13 protein-coding genes and 1 tRNA gene are annotated in these 17,266 nt (G+C 72.8%); 9 read left to right on the forward strand and 5 right to left on the reverse strand.

What is annotated here, in order from left to right; all coding sequences use genetic code 11:
* Positions 1 to 81 precede the first annotated feature (81 nt).
* Positions 82 to 669 carry a dCTP deaminase gene (dcd, locus tag EDF31_RS00135; protein WP_123339996.1) on the reverse strand — a complete coding sequence of 196 codons (588 nt, stop codon included), beginning with the start codon at positions 667 to 669 and terminating at the stop codon, positions 82 to 84.
* Between the two features lie 89 nt (positions 670 to 758).
* Between dcd and EDF31_RS00140 the strand changes: the two genes are divergently transcribed.
* From EDF31_RS00140 to EDF31_RS00150, 3 genes are all read left to right on the forward strand, one after another.
* The gene (locus EDF31_RS00140) at positions 759 to 1,790 is read left to right on the forward strand and encodes a GNAT family N-acetyltransferase (protein WP_165901273.1); all 1,032 of its coding nucleotides are present in this window, start codon (positions 759 to 761) and stop codon (positions 1,788 to 1,790) included.
* A 71-nt stretch (positions 1,791 to 1,861) separates the two neighbouring features.
* Positions 1,862 to 2,560: a DUF6882 domain-containing protein gene (locus tag EDF31_RS00145; protein WP_131844751.1), complete on the forward strand. Its 699-nt coding sequence runs from the start codon at positions 1,862 to 1,864 to the stop codon at positions 2,558 to 2,560.
* Between the two features lie 107 nt (positions 2,561 to 2,667).
* Positions 2,668 to 4,728: a cytochrome c oxidase assembly protein gene (locus tag EDF31_RS00150; RefSeq protein ID WP_131844752.1), complete on the forward strand. Its 2,061-nt coding sequence runs from the start codon at positions 2,668 to 2,670 to the stop codon at positions 4,726 to 4,728.
* 28 nt (positions 4,729 to 4,756) lie between these two features.
* Here the strand turns inward: EDF31_RS00150 and EDF31_RS00155 are convergent, their stop codons facing one another.
* Positions 4,757 to 5,104 (reverse strand): hypothetical protein, encoded by a 348-nt coding sequence (locus EDF31_RS00155; protein WP_111085404.1) that lies wholly within the window; start codon positions 5,102 to 5,104, stop codon positions 4,757 to 4,759.
* Positions 5,094 to 6,242 carry a DUF6177 family protein gene (locus EDF31_RS00160; protein WP_131844753.1) on the reverse strand — a complete coding sequence of 383 codons (1,149 nt, stop codon included), beginning with the start codon at positions 6,240 to 6,242 and terminating at the stop codon, positions 5,094 to 5,096. Before EDF31_RS00160 ends, EDF31_RS00155 begins: the two co-directional genes overlap by 11 nt.
* A gap of 198 nt (positions 6,243 to 6,440) precedes the next feature.
* Here EDF31_RS00160 and EDF31_RS00165 point away from each other — a divergent pair.
* The 6 genes from EDF31_RS00165 (at position 6,441) to EDF31_RS00190 (ending at position 12,950) form a co-directional block, all read left to right on the forward strand.
* A tRNA-Gly gene (locus EDF31_RS00165) sits at positions 6,441 to 6,511 on the forward strand.
* 68 nt (positions 6,512 to 6,579) lie between these two features.
* Positions 6,580 to 7,527, forward strand: a complete 948-nt coding sequence (bla, locus tag EDF31_RS00170; RefSeq protein WP_131844754.1) for a class A beta-lactamase — start codon at positions 6,580 to 6,582, stop codon at positions 7,525 to 7,527.
* 101 nt (positions 7,528 to 7,628) lie between these two features.
* The gene (locus EDF31_RS00175; RefSeq protein ID WP_131844755.1) at positions 7,629 to 8,897 is read left to right on the forward strand and encodes an FAD-dependent oxidoreductase; all 1,269 of its coding nucleotides are present in this window, start codon (positions 7,629 to 7,631) and stop codon (positions 8,895 to 8,897) included.
* A complete protein-coding gene (locus EDF31_RS00180) occupies positions 8,894 to 10,030 on the forward strand; it encodes an FAD-dependent oxidoreductase (RefSeq protein ID WP_243649775.1) in 1,137 nt (378 codons plus the stop codon). Before EDF31_RS00175 ends, EDF31_RS00180 begins: the two co-directional genes overlap by 4 nt.
* The gene (locus EDF31_RS00185; protein ID WP_165901274.1) at positions 10,027 to 11,586 is read left to right on the forward strand and encodes an ABC transporter substrate-binding protein; all 1,560 of its coding nucleotides are present in this window, start codon (positions 10,027 to 10,029) and stop codon (positions 11,584 to 11,586) included. Before EDF31_RS00180 ends, EDF31_RS00185 begins: the two co-directional genes overlap by 4 nt.
* Positions 11,583 to 12,950 carry a M20/M25/M40 family metallo-hydrolase gene (locus EDF31_RS00190; protein ID WP_243649776.1) on the forward strand — a complete coding sequence of 456 codons (1,368 nt, stop codon included), beginning with the start codon at positions 11,583 to 11,585 and terminating at the stop codon, positions 12,948 to 12,950. The genes EDF31_RS00185 and EDF31_RS00190 overlap by 4 nt, the downstream gene beginning before the upstream one ends.
* A gap of 18 nt (positions 12,951 to 12,968) precedes the next feature.
* On the opposite strand, the gene EDF31_RS00195 is transcribed toward EDF31_RS00190, so the two are convergent.
* Positions 12,969 to 16,598 (reverse strand): HtaA domain-containing protein, encoded by a 3,630-nt coding sequence (locus EDF31_RS00195; RefSeq protein WP_131844757.1) that lies wholly within the window; start codon positions 16,596 to 16,598, stop codon positions 12,969 to 12,971.
* 70 nt (positions 16,599 to 16,668) lie between these two features.
* On the reverse strand, positions 16,669 to 17,244 hold the full coding sequence (locus EDF31_RS00200) for a hypothetical protein (RefSeq protein ID WP_111085395.1): 576 nt from the start codon (positions 17,242 to 17,244) through the stop codon (positions 16,669 to 16,671).
* Between the last annotated feature and the right edge of the window lie 22 nt (positions 17,245 to 17,266).

Here is a 17,266-nt window from a genome sequence, read left to right on the forward strand (position 1 = left end):
GGCATGGCGGTGTCGACTCGGAACGACGTCATCGATGTCGCACGACGTCGAGGACGTCATTCCGGGTCGGGTGGACCGCGGTCAGGGGCGTGCTGAGACGTCCGCGCGGTGGAAGTTCTGCGCCGAGCGGGACGGGGTCGGCCCGCGCTGGCCCTGGTACCGCGACTGGTACTCGGCCGAGCCGTACGGCTTCTCGGCAGGGCTGGACAGCTGGAAGAAGCACAGCTGCCCGATCTTCATGCCGGGCCAGAGCTTGATCGGCAGCGTCGCGACGTTCGACAGCTCGAGCGTCACGTGGCCGGAGAACCCGGGGTCGATGAAGCCCGCGGTCGAGTGGGTCAGGAGCCCGAGGCGTCCGAGCGAGCTCTTGCCCTCGAGCCGCGCGGCGATGTCGTCGGGCAACGTGACGACCTCGTAGGTCGAGCCGAGCACGAACTCGCCGGGGTGCAGCACGAAGGCCTCGTCCGGGTCGGTCTCGACCAGCCGGGTCAGGTCGGGCTGGTCGACCGCCGGGTCGATGTGCGGGTACTTGTGGTTGTCGAACAGCCGGAAGAACTTGTCGAGTCGGACGTCGATGCTCGACGGCTGGACGAGCGAGGCGTCGTGGGGGTCGAGACCGATCCGGCCCTCGGCGAGCTGGGCGGTGATGTCGCGATCGGAGAGCAGCACGCCGTGCAGCCTAGCGGCAGCGGACCCTCGCCGATATGCTGCGAGGCTGTCCGGAGCCGGGCGGCGTCGCACCGCCGGGAGGAACCGACATGACCGCGTACACCGTCCACGAACTCGTGGTCCCCGCCACGATGGACGACGACCCGGGGACCGTGCGGGCGTTCCGCGAGTGGGTCGACGTGCAGAACCGCGCCGAGGTGTCGATCACCGGACTGCCGGAACTGCTCTGGACGCCCGAGGAACAACTGCCGTACCTGATCGACCCCGACGCGCCCAGCCGACTGTTCCTGGTCCGTGACGACGAGGGGGCCGCGGTGGGGGCCGGCTCGTACGAATCGAAGGCGGTCGCGGACGCCCCGAACTGCTGGATGGCGGTCAGCGTGGCGCCCGAGCACCGGCGCCGTGGCATCGGCACGCTCCTGGCCGAGCACGTCGAAGCGGTCGCGAGGCAGCAGGGCCGCACGCAGTGGAAGACGTACGCCGTGTCACGGCAGGTCGGCCCCGCAGCGGGCCCCGGGTACCTCCGTGCACCGACCGGGTTCGGCGTCGTGCCCGAGGACGAACCCGGAGCCCGGTTCCTGACGAGCCGGGGGTGGCGGTTCGGGCAGGTGAACCGGATCAGCCGTCTGGAGCTCCCGGCCGACCCCGATGCGCTCTCCGGTGTCCGCGCGGCGGCGACGCGGGCGGCGGCCGACCGGTACCGCGTGCACACCTGGGCCGGACCGACTCCGTCCCGGTGGCAGACGGACGTCGCACTCCTCCTGAGCCGGATGAGCACCGATGCCCCGGCCGGCGACATGGCCGAGCCCGAGGACGCCTGGACGATCGACCGGCTCCGGACGCACGAGCAGCACCTCGACGACGGCCCGCGCACCATGCGCACCGTCGCCGTGGAGGACGTGTCGTCCGGCGGACTCGTCGGCTTCACCCAGCTCGCCGTCCCTGGGCCCGTGGCCCAGCCCGTGATGCAGGGCGACACCCTCGTGCTGCGCGAGCACCGGGGGCACCGGCTCGGGTGGCTGCTCAAGGTCGTCGGGATCGAGACGATCGAGCGCGACCACCGGGGCACCCCTCGATCATCACGTTCAACGCCGAGGAGAACCGCCCGATGCTCGACGTGAACGAGGCCGTCGGGTTCGTGGGCGTCGGCAGCGAGGGGATCTGGGAACACCGCCCGGCGTAGGGTTCCCCCATGACGCGCTCACGGGGGATGGACGATCTGGTCAGCGACGGGGTCTTCCTGGCCTGGGAAGCGCAGCTGCAGCTCGCCGACCTGTACGACGACCACGAACGCTGGAACGTCGACCTCGCCGCCGGCACCCTGCAGTTCGTCGGGCCGCACCCGGGCGAGTTCCGGATCCAGCTCCTGGGGTCGGCCGCACCGGGGCCGCGCAGCTGGCTCTGGGGCTGGGCGAACCCGTCGCAGTACCCCGCGTCGGTGCTCGCCGCCGCGAACGCCACCCGCGCGCTGGGCGAACGGCTCGGGATCCCGGAACTCGTGCAGGGCGAGGTCCCGTTCGGCGAGCACCGGCAGGCCGACGCCGCAGACGCCGGGTACGAGTTCGCGTGGGACATGTCGATCGCAGCACGGCTGGCGACCGGTTCGTGGTTCGGCTTCGGCGGGCACGTCGGCGGAGGCTCCCGCCTCTGGGTGCTGTTCGAGGGCCTGCTCTTCGCGCCGCCGACGGTCCCCCGGATGGTCCGGGTCTTCGGTGAGGGCCTGCAGACGACCGAGGTGCACGACCACCGCCGCGCCGTGGGGAGCTGGGCGTCGCTCCGCGGTGTCCCCTGGGACGGGCGCACGCTGACGTTGGCAGACGGGACCATCACGGTCGACTTCGACGAGCTGGGCCGGATCCGCGACCTGCAGGGGTCGTCGGCGCGACCCTGAGGCGGGCCGCAGCGCGCGCTGCGGACTGACACCGCTCCTCCAGACCGACCCGCCTACCATGGAGGGTCCGCGGTCTCGCGGACGCACGCGTCCCTGGAACAAGGTTGATGACCGTCACGTCCCCCGCAACCCAGCCCGGAGGCCCGGCGCCGGAATCCGCGCCCGTCACCGCGCGCACGTCCACCGTCGCGACCGTGCTGGTCGTCGCCATCCCGCTCGCGGTCGCGTGCTCGCTCCTCGGCCTGACGATCACCGGGGCGTTCACCGCGAACCAGCAGCTGGTGTCCGCCGGCGACGTGGTCGAGTACGGCCTGCCGATCGCCCGCGTGGTGCACGACACCATGGCGGCGCTGACCGTCGGCCTGCTCATCGTCGCCGCGTTCGCGCTGCCGGCACAGAAGAAGGACCACCGGGCGCTCTCGAGCGTGCAGCACCGCGCCACACGCTGGGCGGCGGCGACCGGATCGGTCTGGTTCCTCGCCGCGGCCGTGACCGTCGTGCTGACCGGCGCCAACACCCTCGGCGTCCCGATCACCAGTCCGGTGTTCGCCCGGAACTTCATGCTGTTCGCGTTCCAGGTCGAGATCGGGCAGGCGCTCGTGGTCTCCGCGGCGGCCATCCTCATCGCGACCGTGGTCGCCGCGTTCGCCACCCGGGTCACGACGCTCGCCGTCGCCACCGTGTTCGGCCTCTTCGCGCTGCTCCCCCTGGCACTGTCCGGTCACGCCGCCGGCTCGCTCGAGCACGCCAACGCCGTGAACTCCCTCGCGATCCACCTGATCGGAGTGTGCGTCTGGGCCGGCGGGCTCGTCGCCGTCGTGCTGCTGCGCACCCGCACGAAGGGCGCGACCGGTCGGGTGGTCTCCCGCTACTCCACACTGGCCGGGTGGTCGTTCGGCGCCGTCGCGTTCTCCGGCATCGTCAACGCCTCGCTGCGGCTGACCGGTCCGCTCGACCTCGTCACCACCCCGTACGGCGCACTCATCACGGTCAAGGCCGTCATCCTGGTGCTGCTCGGGATCGCCGGCGTCGTGCAGCGCCGCAAGCTGGTGCCCGGGCTGCTCCGCGCGCCGCTCGACCGCCGTCGGTTCACCCGGTTCGCGCTCGCCGAGATCGTGTTCATGGCCGTCGCGATCGGCGTCTCGGTGGCCGTGTCCCGCTCGCAGCCGCCGATCCCGCAGACACCCGAGACCGGTGAGGACACCCGCTCCGGCCTGATCGGGTTCCCGTTCCCGCCGGCCCAGACGATGCACACGTACCTGACGCAGTGGCACATCGACTGGGTGTGGCTCGGGCTCGCCGTCGTCGGTGCCGTCTGGTACCTGCTCGCCGTGCGGAAGCTCCGGAAGCGCGGCGACAAGTGGCCCGTCGGGCGCACCATCGCCTGGGTCATCGGCTGCGCCCTGTTCATCTGGACCACGTCGGCCGGACCGGCCGTGTACGGCATGATCCACTTCTCGTCGCACATGGTCCAGCACATGCTGCTCATGATGTTCGTGCCGCTGCCGCTCGTGCTCGGCGGGCCGGTGCTGCTCGCCATGCGCACCCTGCCGGTCCGCAACGACGGTTCCCGCGGGGCCCGCGAGTGGCTCATGCTCTTCGTGCACTCGCGGTACATGCAGTTCATGGGGAAGCCCGCCGTCGCGGGTGTGATCTTCGCCGGGTCGCTCGTGGTGTTCTACTTCACGCCGGCGTACCAGGCGGCGATGCAGTCGCACGAGTGGCACGTCGCGATGGTCGTCCACTTCGTGCTGAGCGGCTACCTGTTCTTCTGGGTGTTCGTCGGCGTCGACCCGGGGCCGAAGCGTCCGCCGTACCCGATCCTGATCATCGCGCTGCTCGCGACGCTGGCCTTCCACGCGTTCTTCGGCGTCGCCGTGATGACCTCGCAGTCGGTGTTCGCGATCGACTGGTTCCACGCACTCGGCCAGACGAACGACGCCGCGCTGCTCGACGACCAGCACACCGGCGGCGGCATCGCCTGGGGCGCCTCCGAGCTGCCGATGGTCTTCGTCGCGCTGCTCGTGGTGCGGAACTGGATCCGCACGGACAAGCGCGACGCGAAGCGGCTCGACCGCAAGGCCGAACGTGACGGCGACGCCGACCTGAAGGCGTACAACGAACGCCTGGCGGCGATCAACGCGACCGACACCGCGCGCCGCGACTGACGCGCGCGTCCGTCAGCGGCTGTTCTGGTCAGTCGCCGTGGACGATGCAGACCGCGTCGAGGTCCAGGGCGGCCTCGAGCGCCGCCGAGATCCCGGACTCCCCGTCGGACCCCGCGGGGGTGACGGTGTCGACCCACCACAGCGGCGTCGCGATCGTGGGGGCGTCCGGCAGGATCCGCTCGACCTCGTCGAAGGAGTCCACCCGCCGCACCCCGAGCACGGTGATCACCGGGTGCGTGGCGTCGCGGCAGACCTGCAACATCGGGCCGTCATCGAGGGCTCGGACGCCCCAGGACTCGTCGTGCAGGAGCAGTGCTTCGGCGACCTCCCGCGGCTCGACCGGCTGGCGGCAGAGGATGGTGACGTCACGCGGCACCGTGACCGCCTGCCACCCGGGTGTCCCGCACGTGCCCGTCGAGCGTGCCCTCGTCGTGGGCCGGGTCGAGGGGCGCTCCGCCGACGAGCTGCAGGAAGCGGTCCTCGTCGATGCGGTCGAGGAAGGACTCGAGGGCTTCCCAGCCGTCCTCGAAGCGGACGATCATGCCGCCGTCGACGATGTCGCTGTCAGCGGCACCGGTGTCGCCTGCTCCGGACGGGCCGCCCGCCCCGGACCGGTCGCCTGCCCCGGACCGGGTGCCGAACGTCGCCGTCGTGGTGCGCGGTGGCGGCCAGACCCCGTCGCGGTCCAGGAACTCGGAGGCTTCGGGTCCGACGACGACGGCGAGCGGCGACGGCTCGCCGTGCGACACCGCGCGGATCAGGTGGTCGGCGTCCCCCCGGCGCTGCATCACCACACCGAAGACGGGCACGACCTGGTCCGCGACCTGCTGCACGGCGTCGAACAGGCGGTTCGCGAGCGCCGGGTCGGTGTTCTCCTCGGGCACGGTCAACACGGCGGACATCGTCTCGACGACGACGCCACCGACCAGGTGGGCGGTCATCGTCGCGGAGAAGCCCTCGCCGACGGCGTACGAGGTCGACACCCCGGGCGCCTCGTGCTTGGCGTACTGCGTGACGACCCATCGGTCCCACGGCACGGAGAGCGGTTCGGCGGTGCCCCAACGGGTGGGGCAGGTGCCGACGGTGTGGCACAGGGCCTCGATCGCGGACCCCATGTCCACGGCACGCTCGGCGTGGTGGCGGAGCGTCAGGTCGATGCTGATCTGGCGGACGGAGTCGGCTGCGACCGGGTGCTCGGGAGACGGTGTGCCGACGAGTTCGGGGCCGCGGTGCACGAAGTCCTCGATGCCCGAGGCTGCCGCACCCGTCCGGCCGTCGCGCAGCGTCCCGTCGAAGTCGGCGACGGCCCACGCGGCACCGTAGGCACCGAGCGCGTGCCGCAGGGCGGGGGTGATCGCGGATTCGCGCCCGGTCCGCAGCACGACCATGCGGCCGGCGTCCGCCGAACGACGGAGCAGTGAGGCGAGCGCGTCCGTCAGCCACACGACCGGCGAGGCGGACTCGACCACGATGGCGGGACCGACCACGTCGTCGATGAGGGGATGCCTGACCATCCGGTCCTCCTCGGGTTCTTCGGCGCTGGAACTCCCTGGACGGTACACACGAGGACGACACCTGTCCGTCAGGCTGGCGTGCTCACAGCGGAGACTCGGGAGGCACGACACACGCCCGACAGGAGGCGTACGGTGCGCGGTCGGCTGGCTTCCAGGCGAGAATCCGCTAGGCTTGCCGAGTCCCGTTCTGCGGGGTGCGCGAGTGTAGTTCAATGGTAGAACTCCAGCTTCCCAAGCTGGTAGCGCGGGTTCGATTCCCGTCACTCGCTCCGAACGAACGGCCGCCCGGTGGGCGGCCGTTCTGCATGTGTCCAGGGTGACCCGCAAGGCTGCTCGCATGCGTCGTTCTGCCTTGTTCGTGATCGGCGGTGTGATCACTGCGCTCGTCCTGACCGGCTGTGCGGACGGCGAGTCCCCGGCGACGTCCCGTTCCGCGGCACCGCCCCGGACGACGGCGAGTCCGACCCCGACGGCGAGCGCCGCTGCACCGCACCAGGAGCGCGTCCGCCGAGCACTCGCGGGCCTCGAACGCGAGTACGACGCGACGGTCGGCGTCGTCGCGACCGACACCGTCACGGGTGAGACGGTCGCGTACAACGGCGACCGACGCTTCGGCTACGCCTCGACCATCAAGGCGTTCGCCGCGGCACAGTTCCTGCGCTCGGTGCCCGCGGACGCCCGGAACGAGGTCGTGCACTGGACGGCCGCGGACGTCGCCGCTGCCGGGTACTCCCCCGTGACGGAACAGCACGTGGCCGACGGGCTGTCGTACGAGCAGCTGGCCGAGGCAGCCGTCCGGATGAGCGACAACACGGCCCTGAACCTCGTGCTCACGCGCATCGGCGGTCCGAGCGGCCTGGACGCCGCGTTGACCGAGCTCGGCGACACCACCACCGAAGTGGTCCACGGCGAGCCGGACCTCAACACCATCGAGCCGGGCAGCACCGAGGACACCACGACCCCGGCGGCGTTCACCGCGGCCCTGACGACCGTGCTCGACGGCAGCACCCTGGACCGCGCCGACACCGCGCTGCTGGTCGACTGGATGGGCGGCAACGCGACCGGCGACGCGCTCATCCGGGCCGGCGCACCGGACGGCTGGGTCGTGGTCGACAAGTCCGGGGGCGCCGGGCCGATCCGGAACGACGTGGCGCGGGTGACCCCGCCCGGCGGTGACCCGATCGTGCTCTCGGTCCTGACCACGCGGAACGACCCCGACGCCGCCTACGACGACGCCCTGGTGGCCCGGTCGGCATCGGCGGTGCTCGACGCGTTCGACCGCTGATCGACCGCTGATCGACCGGGGCGGCGATCGCCGTTCTGCACCGCGTCACACGGCGTCATGAACGACACCTGTCGGGGACCCCGGGACACTACGCTCGCTCCATGTCCTCCTCCGGATCCCCCGTGGTCGTCGTCGGCGCCGGCATCATCGGACTGAGCGCCGCGTGGCACCTCGCCGGGCTCGGGCAGCGGGTCCTGCTCCTCGACAGCGGGACGGTCGCCGGGGGCACGACCACCGCGGGTGCCGGGTTCGTCGGCCAGTGGGCAGCCGGGTACGCCTGGTACTGGAACGAGTCCGAACGCGACGTCGAGCAGTACGGCATCGACTTCTACCGCGACCTCGCCGGCGCCGGCCACGGCCCGACCGGGTACCGGCAGAACGGCAACGTCTGGCTGACCGTCACCGAGCAGGGCCAGGCCGACCACCTGCCGCCGTTCGAGCAGCACCCGCTCCGGCCGGCCGGGGCGCGGACGCTCACCCCGGCCGAGGCGGCCGACCTCGTGCCCGGGCTCGACCCGACCGCGGTCACCGCGGGCTTCCTCCATCCGGACGGCATCCAGATCAGTGCGCCGGACACGGCCGCAGCGCTGGTGCACGCGGTCCGTGCGCGGGGCGTCGAGATCCGCGAGCACACGCCGGTCGCCGGTCTGGAGGCCCGTGGGGGCTCCGTCACGGGCGTCCGGACCGCGAACGGCGAGGTCATCGACGCCGCGAAGGTCGTGCTCGCCGCCGGCAGCTGGACGAACGCCCTCCTCGCCCCCTTCGGGCGCGAGCTGCCGACGGTCCGGGTCGTCGCCAGCCGGCTCGTGACGACGCCGTTCGGTCTGCCGGGCACCCTGCCGACCCTGATGCTGCCGGAGCTGCACGGCCTGTGGATCCGTGAGCACCGCGGCGGCCTGACGTACGGTGCCGGGCCCGGGTACGAGCCGCTGCACGTCGGCGGTGCGGACCGGAGCGACGAACCCGACCGCCGACCGGTTCGCACGGACCTGCTCGACGCCATGCGGACGTACCTGCACCCGATCGTCGCCCGGCTGCTCCCCGCCGCCGCGAGCGTGCTCGGGGTCGACGAGACCCCCACGCAGGGCGTCGTCTCGATGACCGCCGACCGGTACTTCATCGTCGGCGCGGTCCCCGAGCTGGACGGACTCGTGGTGGCCGGTGGCGACAACGAGTCCGGCGTCACGCACGGTCCGGGCCTCGGGCGGATCGCAGCGGAACTGAGCGTCACGGGCACGACCACCCTCGGCGACGCGAGCCGCTACGCCCCGGCACGGTTCCCGGCGGCGGCCCCGACCGAGGCCGAGGTGGTAGCGATGATGCCGGCGCGGCGCGAGGCCGACGCCCGACGAGCCGGAGCCGTGGCATGAGCGACGTGCTGAGCGACCGGGCCCCGACGCACGTCGTGATCGGCGGCGGGGTCGTCGGCGCCGCCACCGCGTACGCCCTCACACTCCGCGGCGAGCGCGTCCTGCTCGTCGAGCAGCACGAGCGCGGGCACCACAACGGCTCGTCCCACGGCGCCACCCGGATCTTCCGGCAGGGCTACGCCGACCCCGAGTACGTCGCCCTGACCTCCCGCGCGCTGGCGCTGTGGGAAGCGCTCGAGGGCGCTGCGGACGAGGAGCTCATCGTCCGCACCGGGGCCGTCGACCACGGCCGCGCCGAGGTCGTCGACGCCATCGCCGCCGCGCTGACGGACGCCGGCATCCCGCACGAGACCCTCAGCCCGGACGCCGCGGCCGCACGCTGGCCGGGGATCGCGTTCGAGGGCCACGTGCTCGCACACGCCACGGCCGGTCGCATCCGGTCCGACCGCGCCATCGAGGTGTTCCTCACCCTGGCGGAACGGACGGGGCTCGCCGAGCTGCGCTTCGACACGGGCGTGACGGGGCTCGAGGACCACGGCGACGACGTGACCGTGACGCTGTCCGACGGGTCCACCCACCGCAGCTCGTCCGTGGTGGCGGCCGTGGGGTCGTGGGCACCCGCCCTGGTCGGCGACCTGCTCGCCGGACGCGGGGCGGGCCTCCCGGCCATCCGCGTCACCCAGGAGCAGCCCGCGCACTTCCCCAGCCGTCTGCCGGATCAGGCGTGGCCGAGCTTCGTGCACTGGGCGGCCGACGACGACGTGTACGGCCTTCTCACCCCGGGCGAGGGCGTCAAGGTCGGGTTCCACGGCACCGGCCCCGTCGTCGATCCGGACCACCGCGACTTCACGCCCGTACCGGCCGAGGCCGAGCGGCTGCAGGCCTACGCCGCGCGGTACGTGCCCGGTGTCGACGCGACGAAGCCGACCTTCATCAGCTGCCTGTACGACAACTCCCCCGACGAGGACTTCGTGATCGACCGACGTGGTCCCGTCACCGTCGCGACGGGGTTCTCCGGCCACGGCTTCAAGTTCGCACCGCTGCTCGGCGACATGATCGCCGACCTCGCGACCCGCGGGGCCGCACATCCCCGTTTCTCCCTCTCGAAACCATCCCCCTCAGGAACCCCGTGACGACCCGACTCTTCTCCGCGCTCGCGCTCTCCGCTGCCGTCGCCGCCGTGCTCACCGGCTGCGCCTCGACCGGGGCGTCCACCGACGTCTCCGACGGCCTGGTGATCGGGACGACCGATCCCGTCACCTCGCTCGACCCGGCCGGCGCCTGGGACCGCGGCAGCTACACGGTGCAGACGCAGCTGTACCAGCACCTGCTCACCTACCCGGCCGGTGAGACCACGACGAGTCCCGAGGTCGCCGAGTCGTGCGACTTCACCGACGGCACCCACTACGTGTGCCGGATCCGTGACGGGCTCACGTTCTCGAACGGTGACGCCCTGACGGCGAAGGACGTCGTGTTCTCGTTCGAGCGCCAGGTCGGCATCGGCTCCGAGAACGGTCCGGGGTCGCTGCTCGCCAACATGGCGTCCGTGGCGGCCGACGGCGACGAGGTCACGTTCACCCTGAAGCAGGCGAACGACCAGACGTTCCCGTACGTCCTGGCGAGCATGGCCGGGGCGATCGTCGACAGCGGGGTGTTCTCGGGGACGGAGGTCCACGCGGCCGACGGGGTCGTCGGGTCCGGTCCGTACGCGCTGCAGCAGTCCGTCGACGGCGGGGCGACCATCGCGTTGACGGCGAACAAGGAGTACGACGGCACCGCGCCGGAGTCGTCGAGCGTGACGATCAAGCAGTACACAAAGTCCGCCGACCTCAAGCTCGCGGTGCAGGGGGGTGACGCCGATGTGGCGTACCGCCAGCTCACACCGACCGAGGTCACCTCGTTGTCCGAGGACGACGGCCTGCAGCGGGTCCAGGGCTCGTCGGGCGAGGTCCGGTTCCTCGGCTTCAACCTCGACACGATGCCCGGTGACGACACCGCGCAGAAGACCGCGATCCGCCAGGCGGTCGCCGCGACCGTCGACCGCGCGGCGATCGCGAAGGACGTCTACCAGGGCACCTACGCTCCGGCGTACTCGATCGTGCCGTCCGACTTCACCGGCGCGACCGATGCGTTCCAGACGGAGTACGACGGCGCCGACCCCGCGGCCATCCTCGAGAAGGCCGGCGTGCGCACGCCCGTCGCGCTGCCGATCGAGTACACGACCGACCACTACGGCTCGGGGTCGGACGACGAGTACGCACTGATCAAGCAGCAGCTCGAGGACACCGGCCTGTTCACGGTCGACCTGCAGTCGGCGAGCTGGGACACCTACGTCGGGAACGTCGGCAAGGGCGAGTACCCGGTCTTCCAGCTCGGGTTCTTCCAGGACTACCCCGACGCCTCGTCGTACCTGAAGCCGGCCTACGGTTCCGACGACGTCAACCTGCTCGCGAACCACTTCGACGACCGGGCCGTGCAGCAACTGGTCGCCGCGCAGGCGGTCGAGGCCGACGCGACCGAGCGGACGAAGCAGATCGAGGAGATCCAGCAGGACACCGCCGAGTCCGTGCCGCTCATCCCGTTGCTCGCCGGGCAGGAGAACGTCATCGGGCAGAAGTCGCTCACCGGGCTGACGAAGTCGGTCGACGCCTCTGGTGAGTTCCGCATCTGGGAGATCGGGCGCTCGTGAGCACCGGCGACGCAGCGCTGCGCGACGCGGTCCGCGCCGGGATGCCCGCGGGGCTCGACGAGCTCGCGGCGCTCGTCGCCATCCCGTCCGTCCACGACCCGGCCGTGCAGTCGCTCGACGACTGCCGCCGCGTCGCCGAGCGCGTGCGGGGTGCGTTCGACGGCCTCGGCCTGACCTCGCGCCTCGTCACGACGTCGGACGGCTCGCAGGCGGTCCTCGCGACCCACCCCGCGCCGCCCGGCGCCCCGACGGTCCTGCTCTACGCCCACCACGACGTCCAGCCCGCGGGCGACCTCGCAGCGTGGACGAGCGACCCGTGGACCCTGACCGAGCGACAGGGTCGCCTGTACGGTCGCGGTGCTGCTGACTGCAAGGGCGGGGTCGTCACCCACCTCGTGGCGCTGCGGGCGCTGCTCGACGTGCACGGATCGTTCCCGGTCGGACTCGTCGTGGTCGTCGAGGGGTCCGAGGAGCAGGGCACCGACGGTCTCGAGCAGTACGTGTCCGCCCACGCAGCGGACCTCGCCGACGTCGACACAGCCGTCGTGATGGACGCCGGCAACGCCGCCGTCGGGGTCCCCGCGCTCGTGACCACCCTGCGCGGCACGGCGTTCGTCGAGCTGCGCGTCCGAGCGCTGCACGGCAACGTGCACTCGGGGATGTTCGGCGGTGCGGCGCCCGATGCCATCGCGACCCTGGTGGCCCTGCTCGCCACGCTGCGCGACGACGCCGGGGACACCACCGTCGACGGACTCGAGGCCTCGCAGACCTGGGACGGCCTGCCCTACGACGCCGACCGGTTCGCGGCCGACGCCGGACTGCTCGACGGCGCGGTGCCGATCGGGTCCGGGGACCCGGCATCCCAGGTCTGGGCACGGCCGGTGCTGACCGTCGTCGGCATCGATGCGCCGGCGATCGCCGGGTCGTCGCCGTCCGTGCAGGCGACCGCCGGTGCCGCGCTGAACCTCCGGGTCCCGCCGGGGGTCGACCCCGCTGCCGCCGGCGAACTGCTCGTGGCGCACTTGCTGCGGCGAGCGCCCTCCGGGATCGAGGTCACCGCGCGGGTCACGGGCACCGGCGACGGCTTCCGGGCGACGGCGGGGCAGTACTCGTCGGCGTTCCGGAGCGCACTGGCGTCGTCGTACCGGGTGTCGTCGGTGGGTTCCCTCGGCGGCGGCGGATCGATCCCGCTCTGCGCGACGCTCGAACGGACGATCCCGGGGGTCGAGGTCATCCTGGCGGGGGTGTCCGAGCCGGCTGCGAACGTGCACGCGCCGGACGAGAGCGTCGATCCGTCCGAGATCGAGCACATGGCCCTGGCCGAGGCGCTGTTCCTCGACGGGCTCGGGTGTGCACGCGCCTGACGGCACACGACGCCGGCGTCAGACGCGCGCCGCAGCCGATGCCACCCGCGGCGTGCGACGGGTCCGCACCTGCAGCACCCCGGTCAGCAGCAGCACCACGAGCCCGATCGCCAGCACGACGAGCCCGGCGAGGAAGCCGATCACGACGAGCAGCAGCGTCTCGGTGGACATCCCCCCGCCGCTGCTCCCGTCGGACGCGGCCGCGGCGGCGGCCGACCCATCGGCCGGCTGCGTGACCGCCTCGACCCCGTCGGTCACCGAGAACGGCACCGCGACGACCGTTCCCTGGTCACCGACGAGCACGACGTGGTGGTCGCCGACCTCCAGGCCCGTGGTGTCGACCGTGGCGGTGGCCGTGCGGTCCTCGACGGTGAAGTCGTCGCCCTGCACCGGTTCGGAGTAGGTCCACACGCTCCCGCCCTCGTCGTCGCCCGTCCACGGCAGGCGGAGCTCGAGCTGGTCACCGGCGGTGACCTCGTCGGGGATCCCGGCGTCGGCGGCCGCGACGGTCGTGATGTCGCCGGCGTCGATCTTGCGTGCCAGCTCGTCGGAGTCCGCGGCGGGGGCCGTGGGTGGCTCGGCGGCCGAGGGGGCCTTCGCGCTGTTCCGGGGCTGGGCGGCGGTGTTCCGCGGCGCTGCGGTCGGCGCAGCGGTCGGCGCGGCCGTCGGCGCCGTGTCCGAGGCGTTCGTGATGGTCGGTGCTGTGGCGGCCGGCGGCAGCTGCACGACGGGCGGCTGGATCACCGTGCCGCCGTTGCCGCCGGTACCACCACCCGTGGTCGGACCGATCGGCAGGGTGCCGGGGACCGTCTGTCCGGCGAAGTACACCGGCGTGAAGGTCTCGAGCGCGGCGTCGGCGGCGCCGTGCGCACCGATGGTCAGGACCCCGCACTGCACGGCCCCGGACAGGCAGTCGACACGCTTCGTCGACTGGCCGGTGAAGGTGGAGCGCGCGATGACGCCGCCCTGCGTGAAGCCGGCGTTCTTGGTGCCGCTGAACTTCGCGGTCGCTGCGGCGCCGGTGCCGGTGTTGTCGGGCCAGGCGACGAAGCCCTGGCCGTCCTGCCCGGTGCCGCCGGACCCGGGGACGTAGTCGTAGCCCGCGCCGGCCGCTCCCCCGGCGCTCGGGTGCTTCGTGACGTACCCGAACAGCACGTACAGCCCGGAGCCGTTGGTGTTCTTCGTGAAGCCGGAGCCCGTCACGGTGAGCTTCGTGCCCGCCGCGGCGGTCGAGAGGCCGGTGGCCGGCCGCACGTTCGTCGAGGCACCCCGGGCGTTCTCCGCCCCGGTGATCGACCCGTCCGCACCGACCACGGTCGACCCGCCGCCGGTGCCGCCGCCCGTTCCCCCGCCGCCGTTCCCGCCACCCGGGTTCGTGGGCGCCTGCACGGTGACGCGCAGGGTCGCGGTGTCCGAGGCGACCCGACCGACGACGGTCGCACCGAGGACGTTCGTGGCGACCGCGCGGTACCGGTCGCCGTCCAGCCCCTCGGTGGCCGTGATGCGGAGTGTGCTGGTCGTCGCGCCGGCGACCGAGGGACCGTCCTGCAGGTCGGCCCAGCCGGACGGGGTGTGCTGCTGCCACTGCACGGTGGGCGTCGGGGACCCGGTCGTGGTGACCGCGAAGGACACCTGCTGCGGCGTGGCGGGGGTCGTGCTGCCGTCGGTTCCGGTGGTCGCGCCGGTCAGCGTCACGGCGACGTCGGCCGGCTGCGCCGTGATGGTCGGGGTGGTCACGACCGTGAACGTGCGGAGCCCCTGGTCGGCGGCGTCGGTCGCGGCGTTCACGACGCCGACCACCGCGCGGCCGTCGGCGGCGACCACGATCGGGTCGCCGGTGTAGGTGGTGCCGGGCGTGTACTCGGCGCCGAGCGTGGGCGCGGTGCTGCCGTCGATCGCGTAGGCGCGGACGACGTTGCCGGTGTCGGTGCTGCCGGCGGCCGACACCCAGAGGCGCTTCGCGGACTCGTCGACGGCCAGGTACGCGGCACCGCCGACCCGGTCGATCGAGGTCGTCACGGCCGGGGTCCCGCGCAGCGAGACGGCTCGGAGCGTGGCGTCGCCGTCGTTGCTCCACCACGCCCGGCCCCGGGAATCGACGACGGTCCCGCCGGTGGCCCCGGACGTCGCGGTGGCGCCGATCGACACGTCGGCGACCGAGGCCCCGGTGTCGAGGGCGACGACGCGGGCGAGGGCGGCGGCCTGGTCGAAGACGACGGCGCGCTCGCCGGTCCAGTCGACGCCGACCGACGAGATCGTCCCGGTGACCGAGCCGATCAGGGTGGCCGTGCGGGTGACGGCGCGGACGGTCCCGCCAGCGGGGCTGGTGCCGACCTCGGTCACCGCACCCGAACCAGAACCAGAACCGGGACCAGCGCCAGAACCAGAGCCACCCGAACCAGAACCAGCACCCGCTCCCGCACCGACCGCGGCCACCCGCAGCAGCCCCGCGGACCCGCCGTTCGCGGCCGGGGCGACCTGCGCGACGATCGAGCCGTCGGCGGGGTCGATCGTGAACGCCTTCGCGGCGGGCACCGCGACGGACGGCTTCACGTGCACGACGTCCCGGTAGGCGGCATCCGTGCCGCGTTCGACGACGACCCAGCCCTGGACGTTCGCGCCGGTGCCGCCGAACTCCGCGGCGGGCAACGACGCGGTCGCGACGATGTTCCCGGTGGACGGGTCGACGCTCGGCTTCGAGGTGGCGACACCGGGGTCGATCGGCCCGGCGACGCGCTTGCCGTCGTCGTCCACGACGAAGTAACTTGCCTTGGCGGTTCCGGCCGCCGGTACCTGCACGACGTTCAGGGCGCGCGTGGCGTCCCGCACCACCGTGGTGACCCGGCCGATCGTGCGGTCACCGACCGTGGTCTGCACGCCGGTGCTCACGACCCCCTGGACGCCGGGGTCGCTGAACCCCTGGTCACCGTCGGCGCCGCCGTCACCGTCCGTGCCCTCGGCGGCCCAGTCGCCCGTCACGGCGACCGACAGCGGGTCCAGCGCGGTGCCCGCGGCGTAGAACTGGGTCGGGTTCCCGCCGCCGGTGACGTCGGCTGCGAAGGCCGCCGCACCCGCCGCGGTGATCGTGGTGGGCAGACCGGTCCACGAGTACTCCCCGTCGGTGACCGATCGGGTGCCCTTGGTGACGTCGATCGTCGCGAACGCGATGCGCTTCGTCCCCGGGTCGGCCGTCGTGGCACCGGTCGTCGGGTCCACCAGCCGCACGTCGACCCCGGCGGTCAGGGTGCCGGTGGTCGGCGTGAGCTCGATCGCCGGGTCGCGCAGCGAGATCACGAACATGTGCGCCCGGTAGTCGAACACCGCGGCACCGGAACCCGTGACGGTGAGCTTCCGCGTGCCGGGGTCGTAGCTGCCGCCCGACGCGGCGAACCGGAACGTGCCGTCGGCGTTCTTCGACGCACCGCCGGACACCGACTGCCCTGCGGCCGGCACGTAGTTCCGGAACGACTGCTTGAACCCCCAGTCGAGCGTGCCGCCCGTGACGGACGTGCTCGGACCCGAGGCCGCGGTGGCGGCGGTCGCCGCGGTGGGCACGGTGCCGGCGACGGCCGCGGTCAGGCCGATGATCGCGGCGACGGTGGTGCTGAGCGCGCGGAGGCGACGGGCCGGTCTGGTCTGGGTGTGCATCGGTTCCTCGGGTCGGGTGGTGCGAGTGTGGGGCGGCGGTGCCCCGGGCGGACCCGGGGCACCGCGTGGGTCACCAGGTGACGGGGACCTGGACCTCGTCGAGGTCGACCGGGTCGTTCGCGACGCCGTGCGCCGAGAACGTCTGGACGAAGCACTCGTACTGCCCGAGGGCAGCGTTGGCGGTCGCGGTCTTCGTGGCGTCGTAGTCGCAGCTGACGGTCGCGGCCGCGTCGCCGGTGTGGTGCGGGTCCGCGGTGTAGGACTTCGCGACGTCGATCGTCGTGGTGAAGCCGCCGCCGGCCGTGAACGCGCTCTTCGACACCCACTGGGCGGAGCCGAACCAGCCGGAGTTGGTGGCGTAGTCCGCCTGCTTGGGCCCGTAGACGACGTAGACGCCGAAGCCGCGCCCCTGCGCGTCCCCGTCGAAGCCGCTGCCGGTGACCGTGACGCTGCCGTCCGAGACGCCGTGGAGCGCCCCCGGGCCGTCGGTGACGACCGAGGCCGGACCGCTGACGGACAGGCTGGCGCCGTAGTCGTTCGTGACCGCGGTGGCCGCGGACGCGCTGACCGCGGGCAGGACGGCGATCCCGACCGCGGCGACCCCTGCCGCCAGCGTGATCCCGAACGAGCGTGCGATTCGTGTCATGTTCGTGTTTCCCTCTCGATGT

The organism is Curtobacterium sp. PhB142 (genome assembly GCF_004341255.1).
GTDB lineage: Bacteria > Actinomycetota > Actinomycetes > Actinomycetales > Microbacteriaceae > Curtobacterium.